Annotated in this window: 17 protein-coding genes; 12 read left to right on the top strand and 5 right to left on the bottom strand. The window is 69.3% G+C overall.

Annotation, left to right across the window (positions count from 1 at the left end; genetic code table 11):
* Window positions 1-103: 103 nt before the first annotated feature.
* Genes ON29_RS03770 through ON29_RS03780 form a run of 3 tightly spaced genes read left to right on the top strand, consistent with a single transcriptional unit; the run spans window position 104 to window position 2,932 of the window.
* Window positions 104-1,837, top strand: a complete 1,734-nt coding sequence (locus ON29_RS03770) for an alpha/beta hydrolase (protein ID WP_040864727.1) — start codon at window positions 104-106, stop codon at window positions 1,835-1,837.
* A 32-nt stretch (window positions 1,838-1,869) separates the two neighbouring features.
* The gene (locus ON29_RS03775) at window positions 1,870-2,490 is read left to right on the top strand and encodes a CPBP family intramembrane glutamic endopeptidase (RefSeq protein ID WP_245548815.1); all 621 of its coding nucleotides are present in this window, start codon (window positions 1,870-1,872) and stop codon (window positions 2,488-2,490) included.
* A 22-nt stretch (window positions 2,491-2,512) separates the two neighbouring features.
* Window positions 2,513-2,932 (top strand): sterol carrier family protein, encoded by a 420-nt coding sequence (locus ON29_RS03780; RefSeq protein ID WP_174371780.1) that lies wholly within the window; start codon window positions 2,513-2,515, stop codon window positions 2,930-2,932.
* 181 nt (window positions 2,933-3,113) lie between these two features.
* On the opposite strand, the gene ON29_RS03785 is transcribed toward ON29_RS03780, so the two are convergent.
* Window positions 3,114-4,382: a YhgE/Pip domain-containing protein gene (locus tag ON29_RS03785; RefSeq protein ID WP_040864729.1), complete on the bottom strand. Its 1,269-nt coding sequence runs from the start codon at window positions 4,380-4,382 to the stop codon at window positions 3,114-3,116.
* A 216-nt stretch (window positions 4,383-4,598) separates the two neighbouring features.
* Between ON29_RS03785 and purF the strand changes: the two genes are divergently transcribed.
* The 6 genes from purF to purM all read left to right on the top strand — a co-directional run bounded on the left by purF (window position 4,599) and on the right by purM (window position 13,211).
* Window positions 4,599-6,191 (top strand): amidophosphoribosyltransferase, encoded by a 1,593-nt coding sequence (gene purF / locus ON29_RS03790; protein ID WP_040864730.1) that lies wholly within the window; start codon window positions 4,599-4,601, stop codon window positions 6,189-6,191.
* Window positions 6,192-6,641: 450 nt separating this feature from the next.
* Window positions 6,642-8,177 carry an ABC transporter substrate-binding protein gene (locus ON29_RS03795; protein WP_051174842.1) on the top strand — a complete coding sequence of 512 codons (1,536 nt, stop codon included), beginning with the start codon at window positions 6,642-6,644 and terminating at the stop codon, window positions 8,175-8,177.
* 122 nt (window positions 8,178-8,299) lie between these two features.
* Complete coding sequence (locus tag ON29_RS03800; RefSeq protein WP_040864731.1) at window positions 8,300-9,313, top strand: ABC transporter permease; 1,014 nt, start codon at window positions 8,300-8,302, stop codon at window positions 9,311-9,313.
* Between the two features lie 35 nt (window positions 9,314-9,348).
* Window positions 9,349-10,323, top strand: a complete 975-nt coding sequence (locus ON29_RS03805) for an ABC transporter permease (RefSeq protein ID WP_085994826.1) — start codon at window positions 9,349-9,351, stop codon at window positions 10,321-10,323.
* A complete protein-coding gene (locus ON29_RS03810) occupies window positions 10,316-12,004 on the top strand; it encodes an ABC transporter ATP-binding protein (RefSeq protein ID WP_040864732.1) in 1,689 nt (562 codons plus the stop codon). Before ON29_RS03805 ends, ON29_RS03810 begins: the two co-directional genes overlap by 8 nt.
* 130 nt (window positions 12,005-12,134) lie before the next feature.
* Complete coding sequence (gene purM, locus ON29_RS03815) at window positions 12,135-13,211, top strand: phosphoribosylformylglycinamidine cyclo-ligase (protein ID WP_040864733.1); 1,077 nt, start codon at window positions 12,135-12,137, stop codon at window positions 13,209-13,211.
* Between the two features lie 148 nt (window positions 13,212-13,359).
* On the opposite strand, the gene ON29_RS03820 is transcribed toward purM, so the two are convergent.
* The 4 genes from ON29_RS03820 to ygfZ all read right to left on the bottom strand — a co-directional run bounded on the left by ON29_RS03820 (window position 13,360) and on the right by ygfZ (window position 16,679).
* On the bottom strand, window positions 13,360-13,569 hold the full coding sequence (locus tag ON29_RS03820) for a DUF3073 domain-containing protein (RefSeq protein ID WP_040864734.1): 210 nt from the start codon (window positions 13,567-13,569) through the stop codon (window positions 13,360-13,362).
* Between the two features lie 175 nt (window positions 13,570-13,744).
* Window positions 13,745-14,698, bottom strand: a complete 954-nt coding sequence (locus ON29_RS03825; protein ID WP_040864735.1) for an asparaginase — start codon at window positions 14,696-14,698, stop codon at window positions 13,745-13,747.
* Entirely contained in the window at window positions 14,695-15,414 is a 720-nt protein-coding gene (locus ON29_RS03830; protein ID WP_040864736.1) for an MOSC domain-containing protein, read from the bottom strand. The genes ON29_RS03825 and ON29_RS03830 overlap by 4 nt, the downstream gene beginning before the upstream one ends.
* A 101-nt stretch (window positions 15,415-15,515) precedes the next feature.
* Entirely contained in the window at window positions 15,516-16,679 is a 1,164-nt protein-coding gene (gene ygfZ, locus ON29_RS03835) for a CAF17-like 4Fe-4S cluster assembly/insertion protein YgfZ (RefSeq protein ID WP_051174843.1), read from the bottom strand.
* A 134-nt stretch (window positions 16,680-16,813) separates the two neighbouring features.
* On the opposite strand from ygfZ, the gene ON29_RS03840 reads away from it, so the two are divergent.
* The 3 genes from ON29_RS03840 (at window position 16,814) to cydB (ending at window position 20,506) form a co-directional block, all read left to right on the top strand.
* The gene (locus ON29_RS03840) at window positions 16,814-17,734 is read left to right on the top strand and encodes an aminodeoxychorismate lyase (RefSeq protein ID WP_040864737.1); all 921 of its coding nucleotides are present in this window, start codon (window positions 16,814-16,816) and stop codon (window positions 17,732-17,734) included.
* A 240-nt stretch (window positions 17,735-17,974) separates the two neighbouring features.
* Window positions 17,975-19,465, top strand: coding sequence for a cytochrome ubiquinol oxidase subunit I (locus tag ON29_RS03845; protein WP_040864768.1), 1,491 nt, complete (start codon window positions 17,975-17,977; stop codon window positions 19,463-19,465).
* A 9-nt stretch (window positions 19,466-19,474) separates the two neighbouring features.
* Entirely contained in the window at window positions 19,475-20,506 is a 1,032-nt protein-coding gene (gene cydB / locus ON29_RS03850) for a cytochrome d ubiquinol oxidase subunit II (protein ID WP_040864738.1), read from the top strand.

Consider the following 20,506-nt stretch of genomic DNA (forward strand, 5'->3'; position numbering starts at 1 on the left):
GAGCGGAATGGGTAGTTGCCATTCGGTGTGAGCCGCGCCCGGTGCGCCCGCGTCGCGGTGGGTGACGCGCCGGGCCGTCGGCGCCGACCGCCATACTGATCGAATGCTGGAGAGCGCCGGGACCATGCGAAAGCTGCGCACGCGCGCGGTCGCGATGACCCGGCACGCCGAGGACGTCATCGATCTCAACTACGTCGGCCTGGTCGTGGCCACGGTGTTCTTCGCGCTGTCGGTGACGCCTTCGCTGCTGCCGCGCGACTGGCTGTTCCAGGGGTTGATCAGCGGAATCAACGCCGCCATCGGCTACGGCGCCGGCTGTTTGCTGGAGTGGCTGTTCCGGCTGTGGGTACGGCCACGGTTGAAGATCTCGCCGCCGCCGACGTGGGCGCGTTACGCGATCAAGTCCGCCGTACTGCTCACCGCCGCGTTGAGCGCCGCGCTGATGCTGATCCAGTCGGCGCGGTGGCAGCGTGAGATCACGGCGTTGATGGGCATGGAAGGCACCACCACGCCCGCCTACCTGCGCACCGGTCTGCTCAGCCTGGCGGTCGGCGTCGCGGCCGTCTCGGCCTATCGGACGCTGCGGGAGATCATCCTGTTCCTGGCCCGCCTGCTCAATCGGTGGGTGCGGATCCCGCGCGAACTCGCGCCCGCCGCCGGGTTCCTGGTGCTGGTGGTGCTGGCGGTGACGATCTTCAACGGTGTGGCCACCCAGGCGTTCTTCGCGGTGGCCAACTCGGCCTTCAGCGTGCAGAACGACCACACCTCGGTGAACGCGGTGCAGCCGCAGCAGCCGGAACGCTCCGGCAGCCCGACCTCGCTGGCGAAGTGGGAGACCCTCGGCTTCGAAGGGCGCTGGTTCGTCTCGCACGGCCCCACGGCGAGCCGCATCACCTCGGTCACCGGCCGTCCGGCCAAGGAACCCATCCGGGCCTACGTCGGCTTGGAGTCGGGCGAAGGCGACGAGGAACCGGCCGAGCTGGCGGTGGCGGAATTGGAGCGAACCGGAGCGTTCGACCGGAAGGCACTCGTCGTGGTCACCACCACCGGGACCGGGTGGGTGAACTCGCTGGCCGCCGGGGCGATCGAGTACATGTACGACGGTGACACCGCGATGGTCGCCACGCAGTACTCGTACCTGCCCAGCGTCCTGTCGTTCCTGGCCGACCGCAACAAGGCCGCCGCGGCGGGCAGGGACTTGTTCGACGCGGTGTACCAGCACTGGTCCGCGCGGCCGCCGCAGGTTCGCCCCAAGCTGCTGGTGTACGGGGAGAGCCTGGGTTCGCAGGGTTCCGAGGCGGCGTTCGACGGTCTGGCCGATCTGCGGGCCAAGGTCGACGGCGCACTCTGGGTCGGGCCGCCCAATTCCAACCGGCTGTGGCAGCAGTTCGTCGCCCGCCGCGATCCGGGGTCCCGGGAGGTCCAGCCGCTGTACGCGGACGGGTTGGTGGTCCGGTTCGCCAGCGACAGCGCCGACCTGGCGCGGCCCTCGACGGAGTGGCGGCCGCCGCGCATCGCGTATCTACAGCACGCGTCCGACCCGATCGTCTGGTGGTCGCCGGACCTGATCTTCTCGCGCCCGGATTGGCTGTCCGAGCCGCGCGGCTCGGACGTCTCCTCCCAGATGCGCTGGTGGCCGTTCGTCACCTTCTGGCAGGTGGCCGCCGACCTCACCAACGCTCAGGGCGTCACCGACGGGCACGGACACCGCTATGGCAGCCTGGTGCTGGACGGCTGGGCGGCCATCGCCGCGCCGCCGGACTGGACCGCGGAGCGTTCCGAACGGATCCGGGCCGAAGTCGAGGCCGCCGAGGATTACGAGCGGACGACCAAGTGAGACGGAGGCGGCCCGCGAGAATCATTGCGGCCGTGGCATTTCCGTTGATCTGGAGCAACGTGGTCCTGCCCCGCCTCGGTCTCGGCATACGCGGGCGAACCGCGGCAAACGCCGGGTTCGCCACCGCGTACGCGCTCGCGTCGCGCGCCGAGCCGGGCCGTGGGTCGTGGCGTGGTGCGCGCTGCGGGCTGCTCGCCGCCTCGGGCGTCGTGGCCGGTTACGTCGCGGCCCTTGCCGTTCCATCGCTGCGATGGCGACTGGCCGAACTCGCCGAACGTGGGCCGGACGTGTCGACGGCGGAGTGGGCGGCCGTGCACATCCCCCTCGGGACCGTCTACAGCGAGGAACTGGTTTTCCGCGGCACGCTGGATCCCCTGCTGGACCACGTCTTCGGCCCGCGCACGGGTGCGTTGCTCGGCGCGGCGGCTTTCGGGCTCTGGCACATCGCTCCCGCGCGGGCCGTGGGCGACAGCGTCCCCGCCACCGTGGCCGTCACCACGGCGGGCGGCCTCGTGTTCGGTCGGCTGCGCCGCCGCACCGCGGGCACCGTCGCCCCGGCTCTGTTGCATCTCGCCATGAACGCGGGCGGGGCGATCGCGCCGCGCTTGGCCCGCCGCATCGAGACTTCTTCGCGCGGATCCCGCCCGGCGTAGTACGGCTTGGGGACAACTGTGGATGAATTCGGGAAGTAGGGTCGCGAAGGTGGCAGGACGAGGGACGGTCGACCCGGCGCAAACGAGGGCAGCGGTGGCGGTGGTGAGCGAGTGGTTGCGTGACGAGTCGGTCGCCGCGCCAGCGCGCGCCGAACTCGCGGCGGCGGTGCGGACCACGGCGCGCTCCCTGGCGGCCTCCGCGCCGGGACATTCGGTGGAGGTGCGGGTGCCGCCGTTCGTCGCGGTGCAGTGCGTCGAGGGGCCGCGGCACACCAGGGGCACCCCGCCGAACGTCGTCGAGACCGACCCGCGCACCTGGCTGCTGTTGGCCACCGGCCTGCTCGAGTTCGGCGACGCCGTCGCCTCCGGTGCGGTCACCGCCTCCGGCACCCGCGCGACCGAGATCGCTCATTGGCTCCCGATCGTCCGGGCCACCGCCTGAGGTCCGGCCGCATGCGGCGCTGATGGAACGTCAGGGTGTGCTCGTCAACCCTTGCGCCGAGGCGTGTTTCGCTGCCGTGCCGTGACCGCCGACGAGGTCGGCTCGGCGGTGCCATCCGCCGGGATCTCCTCGGCGCATGGCAGACCTCCGCGCCGGTGACCGGTAATCCCGCGCGTACGTGTCACGCCTGGACGATGTTGCGGCGCTCCAGCCCCTTATGGTCGTAGAAGCGGGTGACCGCCGCGCCCAACGCCAACCCGATCGCCAGCCCCAGGACGGCCATCCACACCCCGCGCGTGAGTCCCGCCTCGAAATTCGCGTCGAAGTACAGGATCGACCGCACCCCGAGGAACACCTGGTGCATGGGCTCGAAGGAAGCGAGCGAGCCGAAGTATCGCGGCGTCGCCTCGATCGGCACGGTGCCGCCGGAGGACGGCAAACCGAGGATGACGAACAGGATCAGGTTCACCAGCAGGCCCGCCGAGCCGATCGCCGCCAGCATGGACAGCCCGGTGACGCCCACGGCGGTGAGGGCCAGCACGCTGTAGAGATACAGGGCGAGCGGATTGCCGATCGGCATGTCCAGCAGCTTGCCCACGACCAGGAACACCGCCGAGACGATGCTCGCCGCCAGCACGAACACGCCCCACTTGATCAGCAGCGTCCTGAATCGCGAGATCGGCGTGGACGGGTAGTGCACGTACCAGGGTCCGTACTCGGTGGGCACGAAGCCGAGTTGCGCGTCGATCATGGTGTGGATCACCATCGCGCCGACCACGCCCGCCAGCAGCAGCAACAGGGCGTAGAAGAACGCGGTCAGTCCCTGCCCGCTACCGTGCGGCAGCGGGTGGTACTGCTGCGTGACCACCTCGATCGGCGACGCCAGTGCGACCTTGGTCGCCCCGGTCAGCTCGGGCGCGGGCGGACCGCCGGGCGGCGGGGCGAGCTGCGCGGTGACCTGATCGAGCAGCTGCTTGCCGACCTGCTTGTTCACCTCGGTGAGCGCCTCGTCGCCGACCCGGAGCACGATCTGGGTGCCGAACGCGCCGGTGCGCGGATTCGTCTGCAACGTGATGGTCGGCCGCTGGATGTCGCCCGGTATGACACTGCCCACACCCAGATTCCCGAGCCGCTTGCTGAAATCGCTCGGGATGATGATCGCGCCGTAGACCTGTCCGGACTGCATCTGCCGCTCGGACTCGTTGATGCTGATCACCCGCAGGTCTACCTTGTCCGACGGCACCCCATCGGACAGCGCCTGGGTGATCTGGTCGCCGAAATTCACCTTCCGCGCGGTGCTCCCGTTGCCGATGGTGTCGCCGACGTCCTGGTTGACCAGGGCGATCGGGAAATCGTGCAGGTTCTTCTCCGGATCGACGACGTAGTCGAGGTACATGATGCCCAGCAGTGCGGTGAGCAGGCTCAGCACCGCGAGGGGGAAGAGCACCATCCGAGGCCATGGCCTGCGCGCGGGGGCCGCACCCGACTCCGTCGTGCTCGCGTCGTCCGTAGTCGTCACGGTGCGCACCGTAACAGCTGCCCGCGTCGCACCGGCCGTGCTTCGGTCACCCCGGATTGCTGCTCGGATGCGGCGGCGGTGTCGGTGCGCCACCGAGCACCCGTAGAATGAAATCTGCCCCCAGCCCGCCCGAACAGGGAGCAAACGGTGACCAACGCCGAACTGCCGGTCCAGAGCATTTCCGCCCCCTCCTGTCCCGCCCCGGACGTCAACGAGAACGAGCCGCGCGAGGAGTGCGGAGTCTTCGGAGTCTGGGCGCCGAGTGAAGAAGTGGCGAAGCTCACGTATTACGGGCTCTATGCGCTGCAACACCGCGGACAGGAGGCGGCGGGCATCGCGGTGTCGGACGGCTCGCAGATCCTGGTCTTCAAGGATCTGGGTCTGGTCAGCCAGGTGTTCGACGAGCAGACGCTGGCGGCCATGCCGGGTCATATCGCCGTCGGGCACTGCCGCTACTCCACCACGGGCGGGGTGACCTGGGAGAACGCGCAGCCCATCTTCCGCACCACCGCCGTCGGTTCCGGACTTGCCCTGGGACACAACGGAAATCTGGTCAATACCGCCGAATTGGCCGGTCGCGCACGCGAACTCGGCCTGCTCGGCGCTTCCGTCCGGGGCGGGCGCCCGCAGCCCGCCGCGGCGACGTCCGACTCCGACGTGGTCACCGCGCTGCTCGCGCACGCCTCGGCCGACTCGAGCATCGAGCAGGCCGCGATGGAACTGCTGCCCACCTTGAAGGGCGCGTTCTGCCTGACTTTCATGGACGAGCACACCCTCTACGCCGCGCGCGACCCGCACGGCGTCCGCCCGCTGTGCCTGGGCAGGCTGGAGCGTGGCTGGGTCGTTGCCAGCGAGACGGCCGCGCTGGACATCGTCGGCGCCGCGTTCGTCCGCGAGATCGAACCCGGCGAATTGCTGGCGATCGACGCCGAAGGCGTGCGCTCGATGCGCTTCGCCAACCCCGAACCCAAGGGCTGCGTCTTCGAGTACGTGTACCTGGCCCGGCCGGACAGCACCATCGCGGGCCGGTCGGTGCACGCCACCCGGGTGGAGATCGGCCGGCGCCTCGCGAAGGAACACCCGGTGGACGCCGATCTGGTGATCCCGGTCCCCGAATCCGGCACGCCGGCCGCCGTCGGCTACGCGCAGGGGTCGGGAGTGCCCTACGGCCAGGGTCTGATGAAGAACGCCTACGTCGGGCGCACCTTCATCCAGCCCAGTCAGACCATCCGGCAGCTGGGCATCCGGCTCAAGCTCAATCCGCTGCGCGAGGTGATCCGGGGCAAGCGCCTGATCGTCGTGGACGACTCGATCGTGCGCGGCAACACCCAGCGCGCGCTCATCCGGATGCTGCGCGAGGCGGGCGCGGTGGAGATCCACGTGCGCATCGCTTCGCCGCCGGTGAAATGGCCGTGCTTCTACGGCATCGACTTCGCCTCGCGGGCGGAACTGATCGCCAACGGCGCGGGGACCGAAGGCGACGTCGCGGACATGGTCGAGGGCGTGCGCCGGTCGATCGGCGCCGACACCCTCGGCTACATCTCGCTCGACGGCATGGTCGCCGCGACCGAACAGCCGCGCTCGCGGCTGTGCTGCGCGTGCTTCGACGGCACGTATCCCATTCCGCTGCCCACCGAGGCGGCCATCGGGAAGAACGTGCTCGAGGGCATGCTCACCGGCCAGTCCGAGGCCGCGCTGCTGAGCGATAACGCGAATGCGAGCGCGCTGAGCCGTCCGTGAGCGGCCGCTGATCGCCTTGTGATCACCTGCGCCGGTGGGTCGCCCGCTCCGGGCGTGCGCCGGAATCCCTTTCGCCGCGTCGAGTGATGCGTCCGCCGGTACCGCCATGTCCTGTCGCGCAGCGTCGCGTGGCGTGCTCGAGACATGACGCCCAGTCCGACGCCGCCGTCCTGGACATACGACCGGTTCAACCCGCGGTCGTAGGAGCCGCGCATAACGCCTGCTGACGGGCTCGCGGATTTTCTTCGAAAACGTAACGTGCCGAAAATGCTTCGTAGGTACGGTGCCGATCAGACCGGAAGTTCACCCGCGTCCGCACCGGGCCCGCGATCCACGCCGAGCGCGGTGCGGCGCTCGAGAAGTGGGGCCGTGATGAGGAATTCGTGGTTGGGGCGACGGATCGGGACGCGAACCATCGCGGCCGTCGGCTTACTGGGGTTGGCGGCGTCGATGCTGGCGGGCTGCGGTTCCGGCCGAACCGGCGAGGACGACGACGGCGGCGGCCTCGTGGCGGGCACCACCGACAAGATCTTCTCGCTCGATCCGGCGGCCGCCTACGACAACGGCTCGCTCGTCGCCGAGACCCAGATCTACCAGTACCTGCTGAACTTCGCGCCCGGCGACGCTACGCCGCAGCCCGATGCCGCGCAGAAGTGCGAGTTCACCGCGCCCACGGTGTACACCTGCACGCTGAAGGACGGCCTGAGATTCGCCAATGGCAACCCGCTGACCGCCACCAGCGTGAAGTTCTCCTTCGACCGCATGCTGCGGATCAACGATCCGAACGGGCCCGCGGCACTGCTCGGCAACCTGGAGAAGACCGACGTGGTGGACGCGCGCACCGTCGCCTTCACGCTGAAGGTGGCCAACGATCAGACCTTCCCCGCGATCCTGCCCACCCAGGCGGGACCGATCGTCGACGAGAAGGTGTACGCCCCGGACCGGGTGCTGCCGGACGAGGATGTGGTGCGGGGCAAGGGATACTCCGGCCCGTACACCATCGCCGGTTACGACAAGAACAAACTCGTCGAGTACCGGGCGTTCGCCGACTACAACGGCATCCTCGGCACACCGAGAACCAAGACGGTGTCGACGAAGTACTACGCCACCACCGACAACATGAAACTCGACCTCCAGAACGGTTCGCTCGACGTCGGATATCGGTCGCTGACGCCCACCGACATCGAGTCGCTGCGCAACGACAGCAAGGTCACCGTGCACGAGGGCCCGGGTGGTGAATTGCGCTACCTGGTGTTCAACCTGAACACCATGCCGGGCGGTACGCCCGCGCAGAAACTGGCCGTGCGCAAGGCCGTCGCGTCCACCGTCGACCGGGCCGCGCTGGCCGACGGCGTCTACAAGAAGACGTACCTGCCCGCGTATTCGTCCGTGCCGCAGGGCGTGCCGGGAGCGGCGGAGCCATTCGAGGACATCTACGGCGCCCGGCCGAACAAGGGTCAGGCGGCGCGATTCCTGGCCGACGCCGGGGTGCCGATTCCGGTGGAGCTGAATCTCCAATACAACCCGGACCACTACGGCTCCAGCAGCTCCGAGGAGTACGCGGCGATCAAGTCGCAGCTGGAGGCCACCGGGTTGTTCTCGGTCAACCTGCAATCCACCGAATGGGTGACCTACCAGCGCGAACGCGCCCGCGACGGCTACCCGCTCTACCAGTTCGGCTGGTTCCCGGACTTCCCGGACCCGGACAACTACCTCTCTCCGTTCTTCGGCCCGAACAACTTCCTGCAATCGCACTTCGAGGACCCGGGCATCTCCGCGCAGCTGATCGCGCAGGCCACCCAGCCCGACAAGGACAAGCGGCTCGCGCAGATCCAGCAGGTGCAGCGCGACCTCGCGCAGAACTTCCTGCCGATCGTCCCGCTGCTGTCCGGCAAGCAGATCGCGGTCTCGGCCGCAGGCGTGCACGGCGTGGAGCAGACGCTCGACGCGTCGTTCAAGTTCCGCTATACGGTGCTGAGCAAGTGAGTTCCGGCGAGACGGCCGGGCCCGAGGCGGCGATATCGGCGGACAGCGCGCCGGCAGCGGTCCGGGCTCGGCCCTGGGGCCTGCGTCGAACAGGCAGGGGCGGCGACGATTCCCGGCACCGCATGTTGTCGCGCTACCTCGGCGTCCGCCTGCTGCTGATCCCGGTCACCGCGTGGATCCTGGTCACGGTCGTGTTCTTCCTGATGCGCGTGGTCGGCGATCCGATCAGCGCGGCCATGGGCGGACGCATGACCCAGGAGCAGATAGCGGCGCGCAAGGAGGCGGCCGGGCTCAACCGGCCGATCCTGGCCCAGTACCGGGACTACCTCTCCGGGCTGCTGCGCGGGGATCTCGGCCGCTCCCAGGACAATCGGGAGATCAGCGAGGTGGTGCTAACGTACGGCGCGGCCTCGCTGGAGCTGGTGTGCTGGGCGCTGATCGTCGCGTTCGCGATCGGCGTCCCGCTGGGCAGATACGCCGCCACCCACCGGGATTCGGCTGCCGACACCATGCTGCGCCTGCTGGCCATCCTGTTCTACGCCGCGCCGGTGTTCTTCGTCGGCCTGCTGCTCAAGCTGGTGTTCGCGGTGCGGCTGGGCTGGCTGCCGGTAGCGGGACGGGCGAGCACCAACGTGGAACTGCGGTTGCAGCACGTCTCGCCGAAGACCAACATCATGCTGATCGACGCGATCCTCTACGGCGACTCCGGCTACCTGCTCGACGTGCTGAGACACGCCGTGCTGCCCGCCGTCGCGCTGGGCCTGCTCACCGCGGGCATCTTCCTGCGGCTGGTGCGGATCAACCTGATCCAGACCCTGCGCGCCGACTACGTGGACGCCGCACGGGCGCGCGGTCTGTCCCGCCGCGTGGTGACCGGGCGGCATGCCTTCCGCAACGCGATGATCCCGATCGTCACGGTGATGGGCATGCAGATCGCCATGATGCTCGGCGCGTCGGTGCTCACCGAGACCACGTTCGAGTGGAAGGGCCTCGGCTACCAGTTCGCGCAGTACCTGTCGGCGCGCGACTTCATCGCCGTGCAGGGCATCGTCGCGTTCATCGCGCTGATCGTGGCGGTGCTGAGCTTCGTGGTGGACGTCCTGGTCGCGCTGATCGATCCGAGGGTGAGGTTCTGATGACCGCTCCGGAACTACTGAACGAACCTCCGGTCATGCCGTCCGCGCCGCGAAGGGGCGTACCCGGCCTGCGGTTGTTCGCGATGACCGCGGGGTTGCAGCGCGCGACGCTGATCCTCGGGCTCGCGTTGGTCGGCGTTTTCGTCGTGGCCGCCGTTCTCGCTCCGCTGATCGCGCCGTACGGGTTCGCCCAGAGCGCCGCCGACGGTGTCGAGTTCACCCGCCAGCAGGCGCCATCGGCCGAACACTGGTTCGGCACCTCGGTGCGCGGCGAGGACGTGTTCTCCCGGGTGATCTACGGTGCGCGCACCGCACTGTGGGTGATCACGATCTCGCTGGTGCTCTCGCTGCTGATCGGGGTGCCGCTGGGGCTGCTGTCCGGCTATGCCGGGCGGTGGCCGGACCGGCTGCTGGTGCTGTTCATGGACGCGATGTACGCGTTTCCGACGCTGCTGCTGGCGATCGTGGTGTCCATCGTGGTCGCGGGCGGCCGCTCGACCAGCCTGGGCGGTGTGCTGTCCGCGGCGGTGGCCATCACGGCGGTCTTCGTGCCGCAGTACTTCCGCGTGGTGCGCAACGCGACCGTGGCCGTGAAACAGGAGCCGTACGTCGACGCGGCCCGGGTGACCGGTGCGTCGACCACGCGAATCCTGTTCCGGCACATCCTCGCCAACGTCACCCAATCGCTGCCGGTGATCGTCACGCTCAACGGATCGGAGGCCATCCTCACCCTGGCCGGGCTCGGCTTCCTCGGTTTCGGCATCGAACCGACCCAGGCGGCGGAGTGGGGCTTCGACCTGAACAAAGCGCTGTCGGACGTCTCCAACGGCATCTGGTGGACCGGCGTCTTCCCCGGCGTCGCCATCGTGCTCGTGGTGCTCGGCATGACCTCGGTGGGCGAGAGCCTCAACGAAGTGCTCAACCCCATCCTGCGCACTCGTCGCGCGGCGGCGGTGGCGAGCGCGCCCGGCGTCACGCCGGGCGGAGGGAAGGACGTGACCGATGCCTGAGTCTTCCGCGGCCGAACCGGGCCGCCCCGCCCTGTCCGTCGAATCGCTGTCGGTCACCTTCGCCACCGACGCGGGGCCCGTGCACGCGGTCACCGACGTCTCCTACCAGGTCTATCCGGGCGAAGTGCTGGCCGTCGTCGGGGAATCCGGTTCGGGCAAGTCGGTGAGCTCGCGCACCGCGATGGGGTTGCTGCCCGCGACCGCCACCGTGTCCGGCCTGGTCACCCTGGGCGCCGAGCAGGTCACCGCGATGAGCGAGAAGCAGCTCACCGCATTGCGCGGCGGTGCGATCTCGATGGTGTTCCAGGAACCCGGACTGGCGCTGGACCCGTTGTTCACCGTCGGTTTCCAGATCGGCGAGGCGCTACGGGCACACACCGAGATGACCAAGAAGGCGGCGAAGGCACGCGCGGTGGAGCTGCTGCGCCTGGTGGGGCTGCCCGACCCGGAGCACCGGGTGGACTACTACCCGCACCAGCTCTCCGGCGGACAGAAACAACGGGTGATGATCGCCATCGCCATCGCCTGCGAGCCGAAGGTGATCATCGCCGACGAGCCGACCACGGCGCTGGACGTCACGGTGCAGGCCGAGATCCTCGCCCTGCTGCGGGACCTGCGCGACCGGATCGGCAGCGCGATCGTGCTGATCACCCACAACATGGGCGTGGTCGCCGACATCGCCGACCGCGTTGTGGTGATGCGCGACGGCGCGGTGGTCGAGCAGGCACCGGTGGACGAGCTGTTCGCCCGGCCCACGGCCGAGTACACCCGCGCCCTGCTGGCCGCGGTGCCACACCTGGGCGCCGAACAGATCGAACACGGGCCGTCCGACCGCACCGGAACCGCGACCGATCCGGTGCTCGAGATCCGCGACCTGGTGGTCGAATTCCCCGGCTCGTTCGGCAGGCCGCGGTTCCGCGCCGTGGACGGGGTGAGCCTGCGCATCGCGCCCGGCGAGACGCTTGGCCTGGTCGGTGAATCCGGATCGGGCAAGTCGACCATCGGCCGCTGCGTGGCGGCGCTGCAACGGCCGACCTCCGGGACGGTGCGGGTGCGCGGGCAGGACATCGCGGGGCTGTCGCAGCGCAAGCTGCGGCCGATCCGGCGGCGCTTCGGATTCGTCTTCCAGGACCCGGCGAGTTCGCTGAACCCCCGGCTCACCGTGGGGGAGTGTGTCGCGGAGCCGTTGCTGGTGCACAAGGCCGGAAGCTCCGCGCAGATCCGGGCCAGGGTGCGCGGACTGCTCGACGACGTGCGTTTGCCGGCGGGTGTCGAAGGTCGGTACCCGCACGAGTTGTCCGGCGGGCAGCGTCAGCGCGCGAGCCTGGCCCGCGCCTTGGTGCTCGACCCGGACCTGCTGGTGGCCGACGAGCCGACCAGCGCGCTGGACGTCTCGGTGCAGGCGGCGGTGCTGGAGCTGTTCGGCCGCCTACAGCGCGAATGCGGCTGGGCGTGCCTGTTCATCAGCCATGACCTGGCGGTGGTCGACCAGCTCGCCGACCGGATCGTGGTGTTGCGCGACGGTGCCGTGGTCGAGGAGGGAGATCGCGATCGCATCCTGCGCGCGCCGCGGGAGGAGTACACCCGGCGCCTCGTCGCCGCGGTGCCGGTGCCCGACCCGGTGCGGCAACGCCGCCGCCGGGAGCAGGCCGGGCGGCTCGACGGGAACGAGACGGCCTGATCGTCCGCTTTACGGTTGGTTCTGCCCTATTGTCAAGAGGGCGAGCCAACACCGGTGCGGGGTCGTTATCCGGCTCCGGTAGCGTGAGCAGGCATCTATCCGCCGATTCGGTTTGGAGCTTTCCCCGAAGATGACTGAACAGACCCCCAGTGGTGGTGCCTCATACGCCGCGGCAGGCGTGGACATCGAGGCAGGTGACCGCGCAGTCGAGTTGTTCGGGCCATTGGCGAAGAAGGCGACCCGGCCCGAGGTCCAAGGCGGCCTCGGTGGTTTCGCCGGGCTGTTCGCGTTGAAGGGCGGCTACCGGGAACCGCTGCTGGCGGCCTCCACCGACGGCGTCGGCACCAAGATCGCGGTCGCCCAGGCGATGGACAAGCACGACACCGTCGGCCTCGACCTGGTCGCCATGGTGGTGGACGATCTCGTGGTCTGCGGCGCGGAGCCGCTGTTCCTGCAGGACTACATCGCCATCGGCAAGGTCGTGCCGGAGAAGGTCGCCGAACTGGTCTCCGGTATCGCGGAGGGTTGTGTGCGCGCCGGTTGCGCGCTGCTGGGAGGCGAGACCGCCGAGCATCCCGGGCTGATGGACCCGGACGACTACGACCTGTCCGCCACCGGCATCGGCGTGGTCGAGGCCGACGCGGTGCTCGGTCCCGACCGGGTCCGTCCCGGTGACGTGGTGATCGCCATGGGCTCCTCCGGGCTGCACTCCAACGGCTACAGCCTGGCCCGGAAGGTGCTGCTCGACATCGACCGCATGTCGCTCACCGGCCATGTCGAGGAATTCGGCCGCACCTTGGGCGAGGAGCTACTCGAGCCGACCCGGATCTACGCCAAGGACTGCCTGGCGCTGATCGCCGAGACCGATGTGCGCACCTTCGCCCACGTCACCGGCGGCGGCCTGACGGCGAACCTGGCCCGGGTGCTGCCCGCGGGCATGGTGGCAGAGCTGGATCGCGGCACTTGGAACCCGGCGCCGGTGTTCAAGATGATCGCCCAGCGCGGCCGGGTGGAGCGGGCCGAGATGGAGAAGACGTTCAACATGGGCGTCGGCATGGTCGCCGTCGTCGCCCCGGAGGACGTGGACCGGGCGCTGGCGGTGCTGACCGCGCGGCACATCGAGTGCTGGACGCTGGGCACGGTCAAGAAGGCCAAGGACGCCGACGCCGTGCGCGCCGTCCTGGTGGGGGAGCATCCGCGGTTCTGACCGCGGCGAAGACACGTCAGAGTCCCGCATCCTCGTGCGATGCGGGACTCTGTTGTGTTGCAAGCCTTTTCGGCGCCTGTGACGTCAACCCGCGACAACGCTCGAAGGGGGAGGCCCGTCGGCCTCCCCCTTCAGACGTAAATCCGAGTCAGCGGCGCCAGTCGTCGTAGTCGTCCTCGTCCCAGCGGGACAAAGAGTCGTCCGCGTCGTGCTCATCGGACAGCACACCACCACTCCGCTGGGAGGTGGGGCTTCCCGAAAGCTCGCGCTGAAGGCTCGCGAAGTCGGTCGGCGTCGAGCTGTACTTCAGCTCGCGCGCAACCTTGGTCTGCTTTGCCTTAGCCCGGCCACGGCCCATGGCTGACCCCCTCGCGTCACAGCGGGGCGGCCTGGGGTTTGGTGGCGGCCCCGTTCGAATTAATACTCTTCCTGACAGACACTTTAGCGTGTGTCCGGCGGTCTCGCTTCCAGGAGTGGGTGAAGAACTCCGGAACCGGTGCCGTTTGCCCGCTTGTCGCCCCGCCGTAGAATACCTAGACCACGCCGGGTATCGCGCGAATCACACCGACTCGGGCGCCCCCGCCGAACACCGCGGGAGCCGCGAGTTCCGCGTGCGCATCGGTCCACTCGATCCCCATCCGATGCAGAATCGCCAGCGTCAGCGGCATTCGCGCCCGATCGTGGCCGTCTTCGATCTTGTACGCGAAAGCCGATCCGTCCGGCAACGCGCCTGCGTGCACACCGTCCGCGCCGATCTTGCACACCAGTCCCGGGGTGGCCTGCATGGCCAGCAGATCGGCCCCGTTCGTGCCGGAAATCACTCGCGGATGCGCGCGCACCGCGTCGGCGACCCGGCGTTCCGGGGTGCCGGGATCGGCCGTCGCCATGGTCGCGAACACTCGCGCGAGGTTGACCAGCGAGACCGGGATGATCGGCAGTCCGCAGCCGTCGATGCCCAGATCGGCTTCCGGCTCGCCGGTCAGGTCGGCCACCGTCGCGATCACCGCGCGCTGGAGCGGGTGCGTCCGGTCCTGGTAGCCCTCGGTGGGCCAGCCGTTGATCGCGCAGGTCGCGAGCATCGCCGCGTGCTTGCCGGAGCAGTTCATGTAGATCGGATGGGGCTGTTGCCCACCGGCGAGCGCCGCGGCGCGGGCGCGTTCGTCGTACGGCAGATCGGGCGGGCACGCCAGGGACGAGTCGGGCAGCCCGAAGCGGTCCAGCAGCCTGCGCACCAGCGCGACATGGTCCGGTTCGCCGAAGTGCGAGGCGGTGGCGATGGCCAGTTCGGCGTCGTCGAGCGGCTGGAACCCGTTGCGCAGCAGAGTGATCGCCTGCATCGGCTTGTTCGTCGAACGCGGGAAGATCGGCAGATGCACTTCGCCGAGCTCGAGGGTGGGCTCGCCCGCGGCGTCGAGCACCACCACCGAGCCGCGGTGCACGCATTCGCGGAAGCCCGAGCGGACGACCTCGACCAGTTCCACACTCACAGTTGCGCTCCCGTCCCGATGTCGTCGGTGCGGCCGGCCGCCGCGTGCCGGTGCGCCGCGGCCCGCGCGGCGTTGGTATGCCTGCGCGCGTGCCGTTCGACCTGCATGCGCACGTCGTCGGAGATGGTCGGCTCGTCGGCGAGCAGGATCGTCAGCAGGTCGAGATCGGCGCCGGTGAACAGGTCGCGGACGGTGATGCGGTGCTCGGGGACGTGCACCACCGAGATCCGGTCCCCCGCCGCGATCGTTCCCTCTTCGACCACCCGCAGGTAGGCGCCGGTGTCGCTGCGCAGGGCGAACCGCTTTACCCACTGCTGCTCGCCGCTCCAGTGCTGGAACGTCGCACACGGCACGCGCGGAGCGCTGACCTCCAGCAGAGTGTCGCCGACCGACCAGCGCGCGCCGATCACCGAGTCACTGACCGGAAGTCCACCCACCCGGAGGTTTTCGCCGAACCACCCGGCGGGCAGGGTGCGGCCGAGTTCCGTGCCCCAGCGACGGGCGTCCTCGTCGGCGTAGGCGTAGACGGCCTGATGCACGCCACCGTGATGCTTGGTGTCGCAGACGTGGTCGCCGTCCAAGCCGAGCGCGCGCACCGCGACCCGGCCCGCCACCGGTCGCTTGTCGATAGCGGTGCGACCCACCCGGGTCGGCACCTCGAGGTCGGCGTGCACGACACAGGCGGCGAGCACCTCGCCGGTATCACCGACGCGCATGGGCAGCGCTCCTCTCGTCGCGGATGGGGAGGCTCGGCGCTGAGCAGTGGTGCGGGTGCTGGCTGGAAAAGTCCCACGCCGAACGGTGTTTCGCCAACGGATCAACGCCCGCGCAGCCGGTCGACCGCGAGTCTGCCCGCCTGCGGCTCGTCGTCGGAGGGCATCGAATCGGGATCGATGGACGCGGCCACCGGTCCGGCGGCCAGCGCGGTATCGGCCGGAACGGCACGCTTGACCAGGGCGAGGGCGATGGGGCCCAGCTCGTAGTGGTCGACGACCGTGCCGAGCCTGCCGACCGTGCGGCCACCCGCGGTGACGTCGTCGCCGACAACCGGGCGCTCGTCCGCCGAGCCGTCCAGGTGCAACAGCAGCAGGTGCCGCGGCGGCTTGCCGAGGTTGTGCACCCTGGCCACCGTCTCCTGGCCGCGATAGCAGCCCTTGTCCAGGTGAACCGCTCCGTGCTCGGGGACGCCGCCGATCCAGCGGGCCTCGTGCGGGATGGTGCGCTCGTCGGTGTCCAGGCCGATGCGCGGGCGAACGTCCGCGACGCGCAGCGCCTCGAAGGCCCACATCCCGGCGGGGGTGGCGCCGGCCGCGGTGAGCCGGGACCAGAGGTCGGTCAGCCGGTCGCGGGGGATGATCAGGTCGAAGGAGTCCGCGGTCGGCCACGGCATCCGGCGCAGGAAGCCGCCGCCGGGCAGCGGCGCCGCCTCGTACATACCGGGCAGGGCCGGTACGCCGAGCGCTTCGGTCAAACCTGCGGCTCCCGGTCCGAGCAGGCTCAGCACCGCGTGATCGGTGGCTTCGACCGGCTTGGCGTCGGCCCAGAAGACCATCTTCTGCAGGAACGCGAGCAGGTCGGGACCGCGCTCGGCCTCGGTGTCGATCCAGACGGTGCCGTCCAGTTCGGTGAGCACGAAGTGATGCAGCACCCGGCCGTTCAGATCCAGGTCGAGGTTCTCGGCGGACTGCCCGTCGCCGAGGGCGGCGACATGCTGACTGGTGATGGTGTGCAACCAGGTCAGCCGCGCCGCGCCGGTGATGCGCAGCACGAATCGGTGCGAACGGTCGACGATCGCGGCGCGCTCCGCCGCGGCGCGCTGTTCGCCGAATGGATCGCCGTAGTGCCAGGCGACGGCGGCGTCGGGCGAACCCGCCGCTCCCGCGACGGCTCCCGACACACTGAGCAAGGGGCTGGGCGCAACGACCACGGACACCTTCTCCACTTTAGGCGGGTCCGCCCGGCGGTGCGCGAACCGGGCCATGGCGCCGCGGTCCGGCATAGCCGATCGGCATTGTCCGAGCATTACGGCGGGCGCTGTGGCGCGGCTGCACAAAAGGTCTGGCAAAAGCGGCCGTGACATAGGCATTGGCCGCTCACACCGCCTACGCTCGTCGCATGGTGGATCGAGTTCTGGTAACTCTCGATGGTGCGGTCCGAGATGTGGATGCGCCGTTGTTGTTCGCGGACGATATCGGCGTATTGCGTGGCGACGGTGTGTTCGAAACGGTGCTCGTGCGCGCGGGTGTCGCGTGCGCGATCGAATTTCATCTAGGCAGACTGCGCCGCTCCGCGCAGGCGCTCGATCTACCCGAGCCGGAACTGGGCAAATGGCGCGAGGCGGTGGAGATCGCCGCCAAGGAATGGGGCAGCGAACGCGAAGGCGTGCTGCGGCTGGTGCTGACCCGAGGCCGCGACTCCGAGCTGGCGGGCACGCCCGACAAGGTCAAGACCGGCGATCTCGCCGCCGCCGTGCCGGTGCCGACGGCGTTCGTGCTCGTCGTGCCGGTGCCCGAGCGCGTGGAGAAGGCCCGCACCGAAGGCGTCGCCGTGGTGAGCCTCTCGCGCGGCATCTCGGTCGACCTCGCGCAGGCGGCGCCCTGGCAGTTGCTCGGGGCCAAGACGCTGTCCTACGCCACCAACATGGCCGCCCTGCGGTTCGCCGCGCGGATGGGCGCGGACGACGTGATCTTCACCAGCACGGAGAATCGGGTGCTGGAGGGACCGCGGTCCACCGTGGTGATCGCCCGCGACAAGCAGTTGATCACCCCGCCCGCGAAGAACGGCGTGCTGCCCGGCGTCACCCAGCGCGCGCTGTTCGCCGAAGCCGAGAAGGCCGGCTGGCGCTGCCGCTACGACTCGCTGTTCACCGCCGACCTGCTCACCTGCGACAGCGTGTGGATGCTGTCGAGCATCTCGCTTGCGGCGCGGGTCAATTCGCTGGACGGGCTGCGGATGTCCGCGCCGGACAACGCCCAGGAGATCATCGATCTGGTCGATCGCGGCATCGAGCGCGCGGGAGCCATCGGCGACTGGTGACGGGGTGTTCCGCCCGCGAGATCGGTTGTCGTGTCGGCCGGGCGCGGAGGGCGGCGCTGTCGTGGCGAGGCGCCGCTCCGTGATCTCCGTCCTACTCGGGCGGGCGCGGGGTGGCGATGAGCACGGAAAACAGGCGAAATGGGCGGCAATCGCGCTGGTGGCGTGGCCTAGGACGCATTGTTCCCCGCTGTCTCCGACGTAGTCTTACTACGACACGTCGTAGATATGCAGGAGGCCGGCTTGAACGCCTTGGACATCTCCCGATGGCAGTTCGGCATCACCACGGTCTATCACTTCCTTCTGGTGCCGTTGACCATCGGTCTCGCGCCGCTGGTGGCAGCCATGCAGACCGCATGGGTCGTCACCGGCAAGCAGCACTGGCTGCGACTCACCAAGTTCTTCGGCAAGCTGTTCCTGATCAACTTCGCGCTCGGCGTCGCGACCGGCATCGTGCAGGAGTTCCAGTTCGGCATGAACTGGAGCGAGTACTCCCGGTTCGTCGGTGACGTCTTCGGCGCCCCGCTCGCGCTGGAAGGCCTGATCGCCTTCTTCATGGAGTCGACCTTCCTCGGGCTGTGGATCTTCGGCTGGACCCGGTTGCCCAAACTGCTGCATTTGGGTGCGATCTGGATGGTCGCGATCGGCGTGAACGCCTCGGCGTACTTCATCGTCGCGGCCAACTCGTTCATGCAGCATCCGGTCGGCGCCCGCTACAACCCGGAAACCGGTCGCGCGGAGCTACAGAGCATCGTGGAGGTGCTCACCAACAACACCTTGCTGGCCGCGTTCCCGCATGTGGTCGCCGGATCCTTCTTGACGGCGGGCACTTTCGTCGCGGGCATCGCGGGATGGTGGATGGTGCGCAACGCCCGCGGCGGCGACGAGGCGAAACTCGCCGACGCGCGGGCGATGTGGCGGCCCGCGGCGCGGGCGGGCATCGCCGTGCTGATCGTGTCGCTGGCGGCGCTGGTCTACACCGGTGACGTGCAGGGCAAGCTGATGTTCGAACAGCAGCCGATGAAGATGGCCTCGGCGGAATCGCTGTGCCACACCGCGCTCGACCCGGACTTCTCGGTGCTCACCGTCGGCACGCACAACAACTGCGACAGCGTCACGCACGTGCTCGAAGTGCCGTACGTGCTGCCCTGGCTGGCGGAGGGCGAGTTCACCGGCGTGACCTTGGACGGCGTCGTCGACCTGCAGAAGGCCTACAACGAGAAGTTCGGCGTCGGCGACTACCGCCCGAACCTGTTCGTCACCTACTGGTCGTTCCGCGCCATGATCGGCCTGTCGGCGGGTTCGGCGCTGCTCGCGCTGGCCGGGCTGTGGCTCACTCGCCGCGGCCGGGTGCCCGACCAGCGCTGGTTCTCCTGGCTGAGCCTGCTGGTCATCCCGACGCCGTTCCTGGGCAACAGCGCCGGATGGGTGTTCACCGAGATGGGGCGCCAGCCCTGGGTGGTCGTGCCCAACCCCACCGGTGACCCGAACCTGCGCCTCACCGTGCAGCAGGGCGTCTCGGACCACTCGCCCGGCGTCGTGCTGTTCTCGCTGATCACCTTCACGCTGCTGTACGGCGCGCTCGCGATCGTGTGGTTCTACCTGATGCGCCGGTACGTGATCCACGGACCCGATCCGGCCGCAGCCGCCGCGTCCGAGCCGCACGGCACGGACCCGGCCTCGGGCGGCACGGCCGAAGAGCCCGCCGTCGAACACCTTTCGTTCGCCTACTAGGAGCCGGCGATGAGTCTGCAAGAGTTCTGGTTCGTCCTGATCGGCGCGCTGTTCACCGGCTACTTCGTGCTGGAGGGCTTCGACTTCGGCGTCGGTATGCTCATGCCGATCCTCGGCAAGGGGTCCGACCGGCGCAGGCGCGCGGTGCTCAACACCATCGGGCCGGTGTGGGACGCCAACGAGGTCTGGCTGATCACCGCGGGCGCCGCGATGTTCGCCGCGTTCCCCGAGTGGTACGCCAGCCTGTTCTCCGGCTTCTACCTGGCCTTGCTGCTGGTGCTCGTCGCGCTGATCCTGCGGATCTGCGCCATCGAGTACCGCGGCAAGATCGACGACCCGCGCTGGCGGGCCCGCTGCGACATCGGCATCGGCATCGGTTCCTGGGTTCCGGCGCTGGCCTGGGGCTGGGTGTTCGCCAATGTCGTGCACGGTGTTCCGCTGAACGAGAAGAAGCAGTTCGCGGGCTCGGTGGCCGACTTGTTCGGGCCGTACGCCCTGCTCGGCGGATTGGCGACCGGATTGCTGTTCGCGCTGCACGGAGCGATGTTCCTGGTGCTCAAGACGGCAGGCGAGGTACGCGACGACGCCCGGCGCACCGCCCGGCTGCTGCTGGCTCCGACGGTGGTCGTGGTCGGCGGATTCGGATTGTGGACCCAGCTGTCCTACGGGACCGGCTGGACCTGGATCCCGCTGGCGCTGGCGGTACTCGGTCTGGTCGTCGCGGCGGCCGCCGACTTCGCCCAGCGTGACGGGTGGGCGTTCACCGGCACCACGGTGACCGTCGCGGCGGCGACCGCGCTGCTGTTCGGTTCACTGTTCCCGAATGTGCTTCCGTCGACGCTCGACGCGGCATTCGACCTGACGATCCACAACGCGTCCTCGACGCCGTACACGCTGAAGGTGATGAGCTGGGCGGCGGCGCTGGCCACCCCGGTCGTGCTGGTGTACCAGGGCTGGACCTACTGGGTGTTCCGCAAGCGGATCACCGTCGAGCAGATCCCGCCCCCGGTCGGCCTGCCCATGCGGCGCGTGCGGGACTGA

The organism is Nocardia exalbida NBRC 100660, assembly GCF_000308575.1.
GTDB lineage: Bacteria > Actinomycetota > Actinomycetes > Mycobacteriales > Mycobacteriaceae > Nocardia > Nocardia exalbida.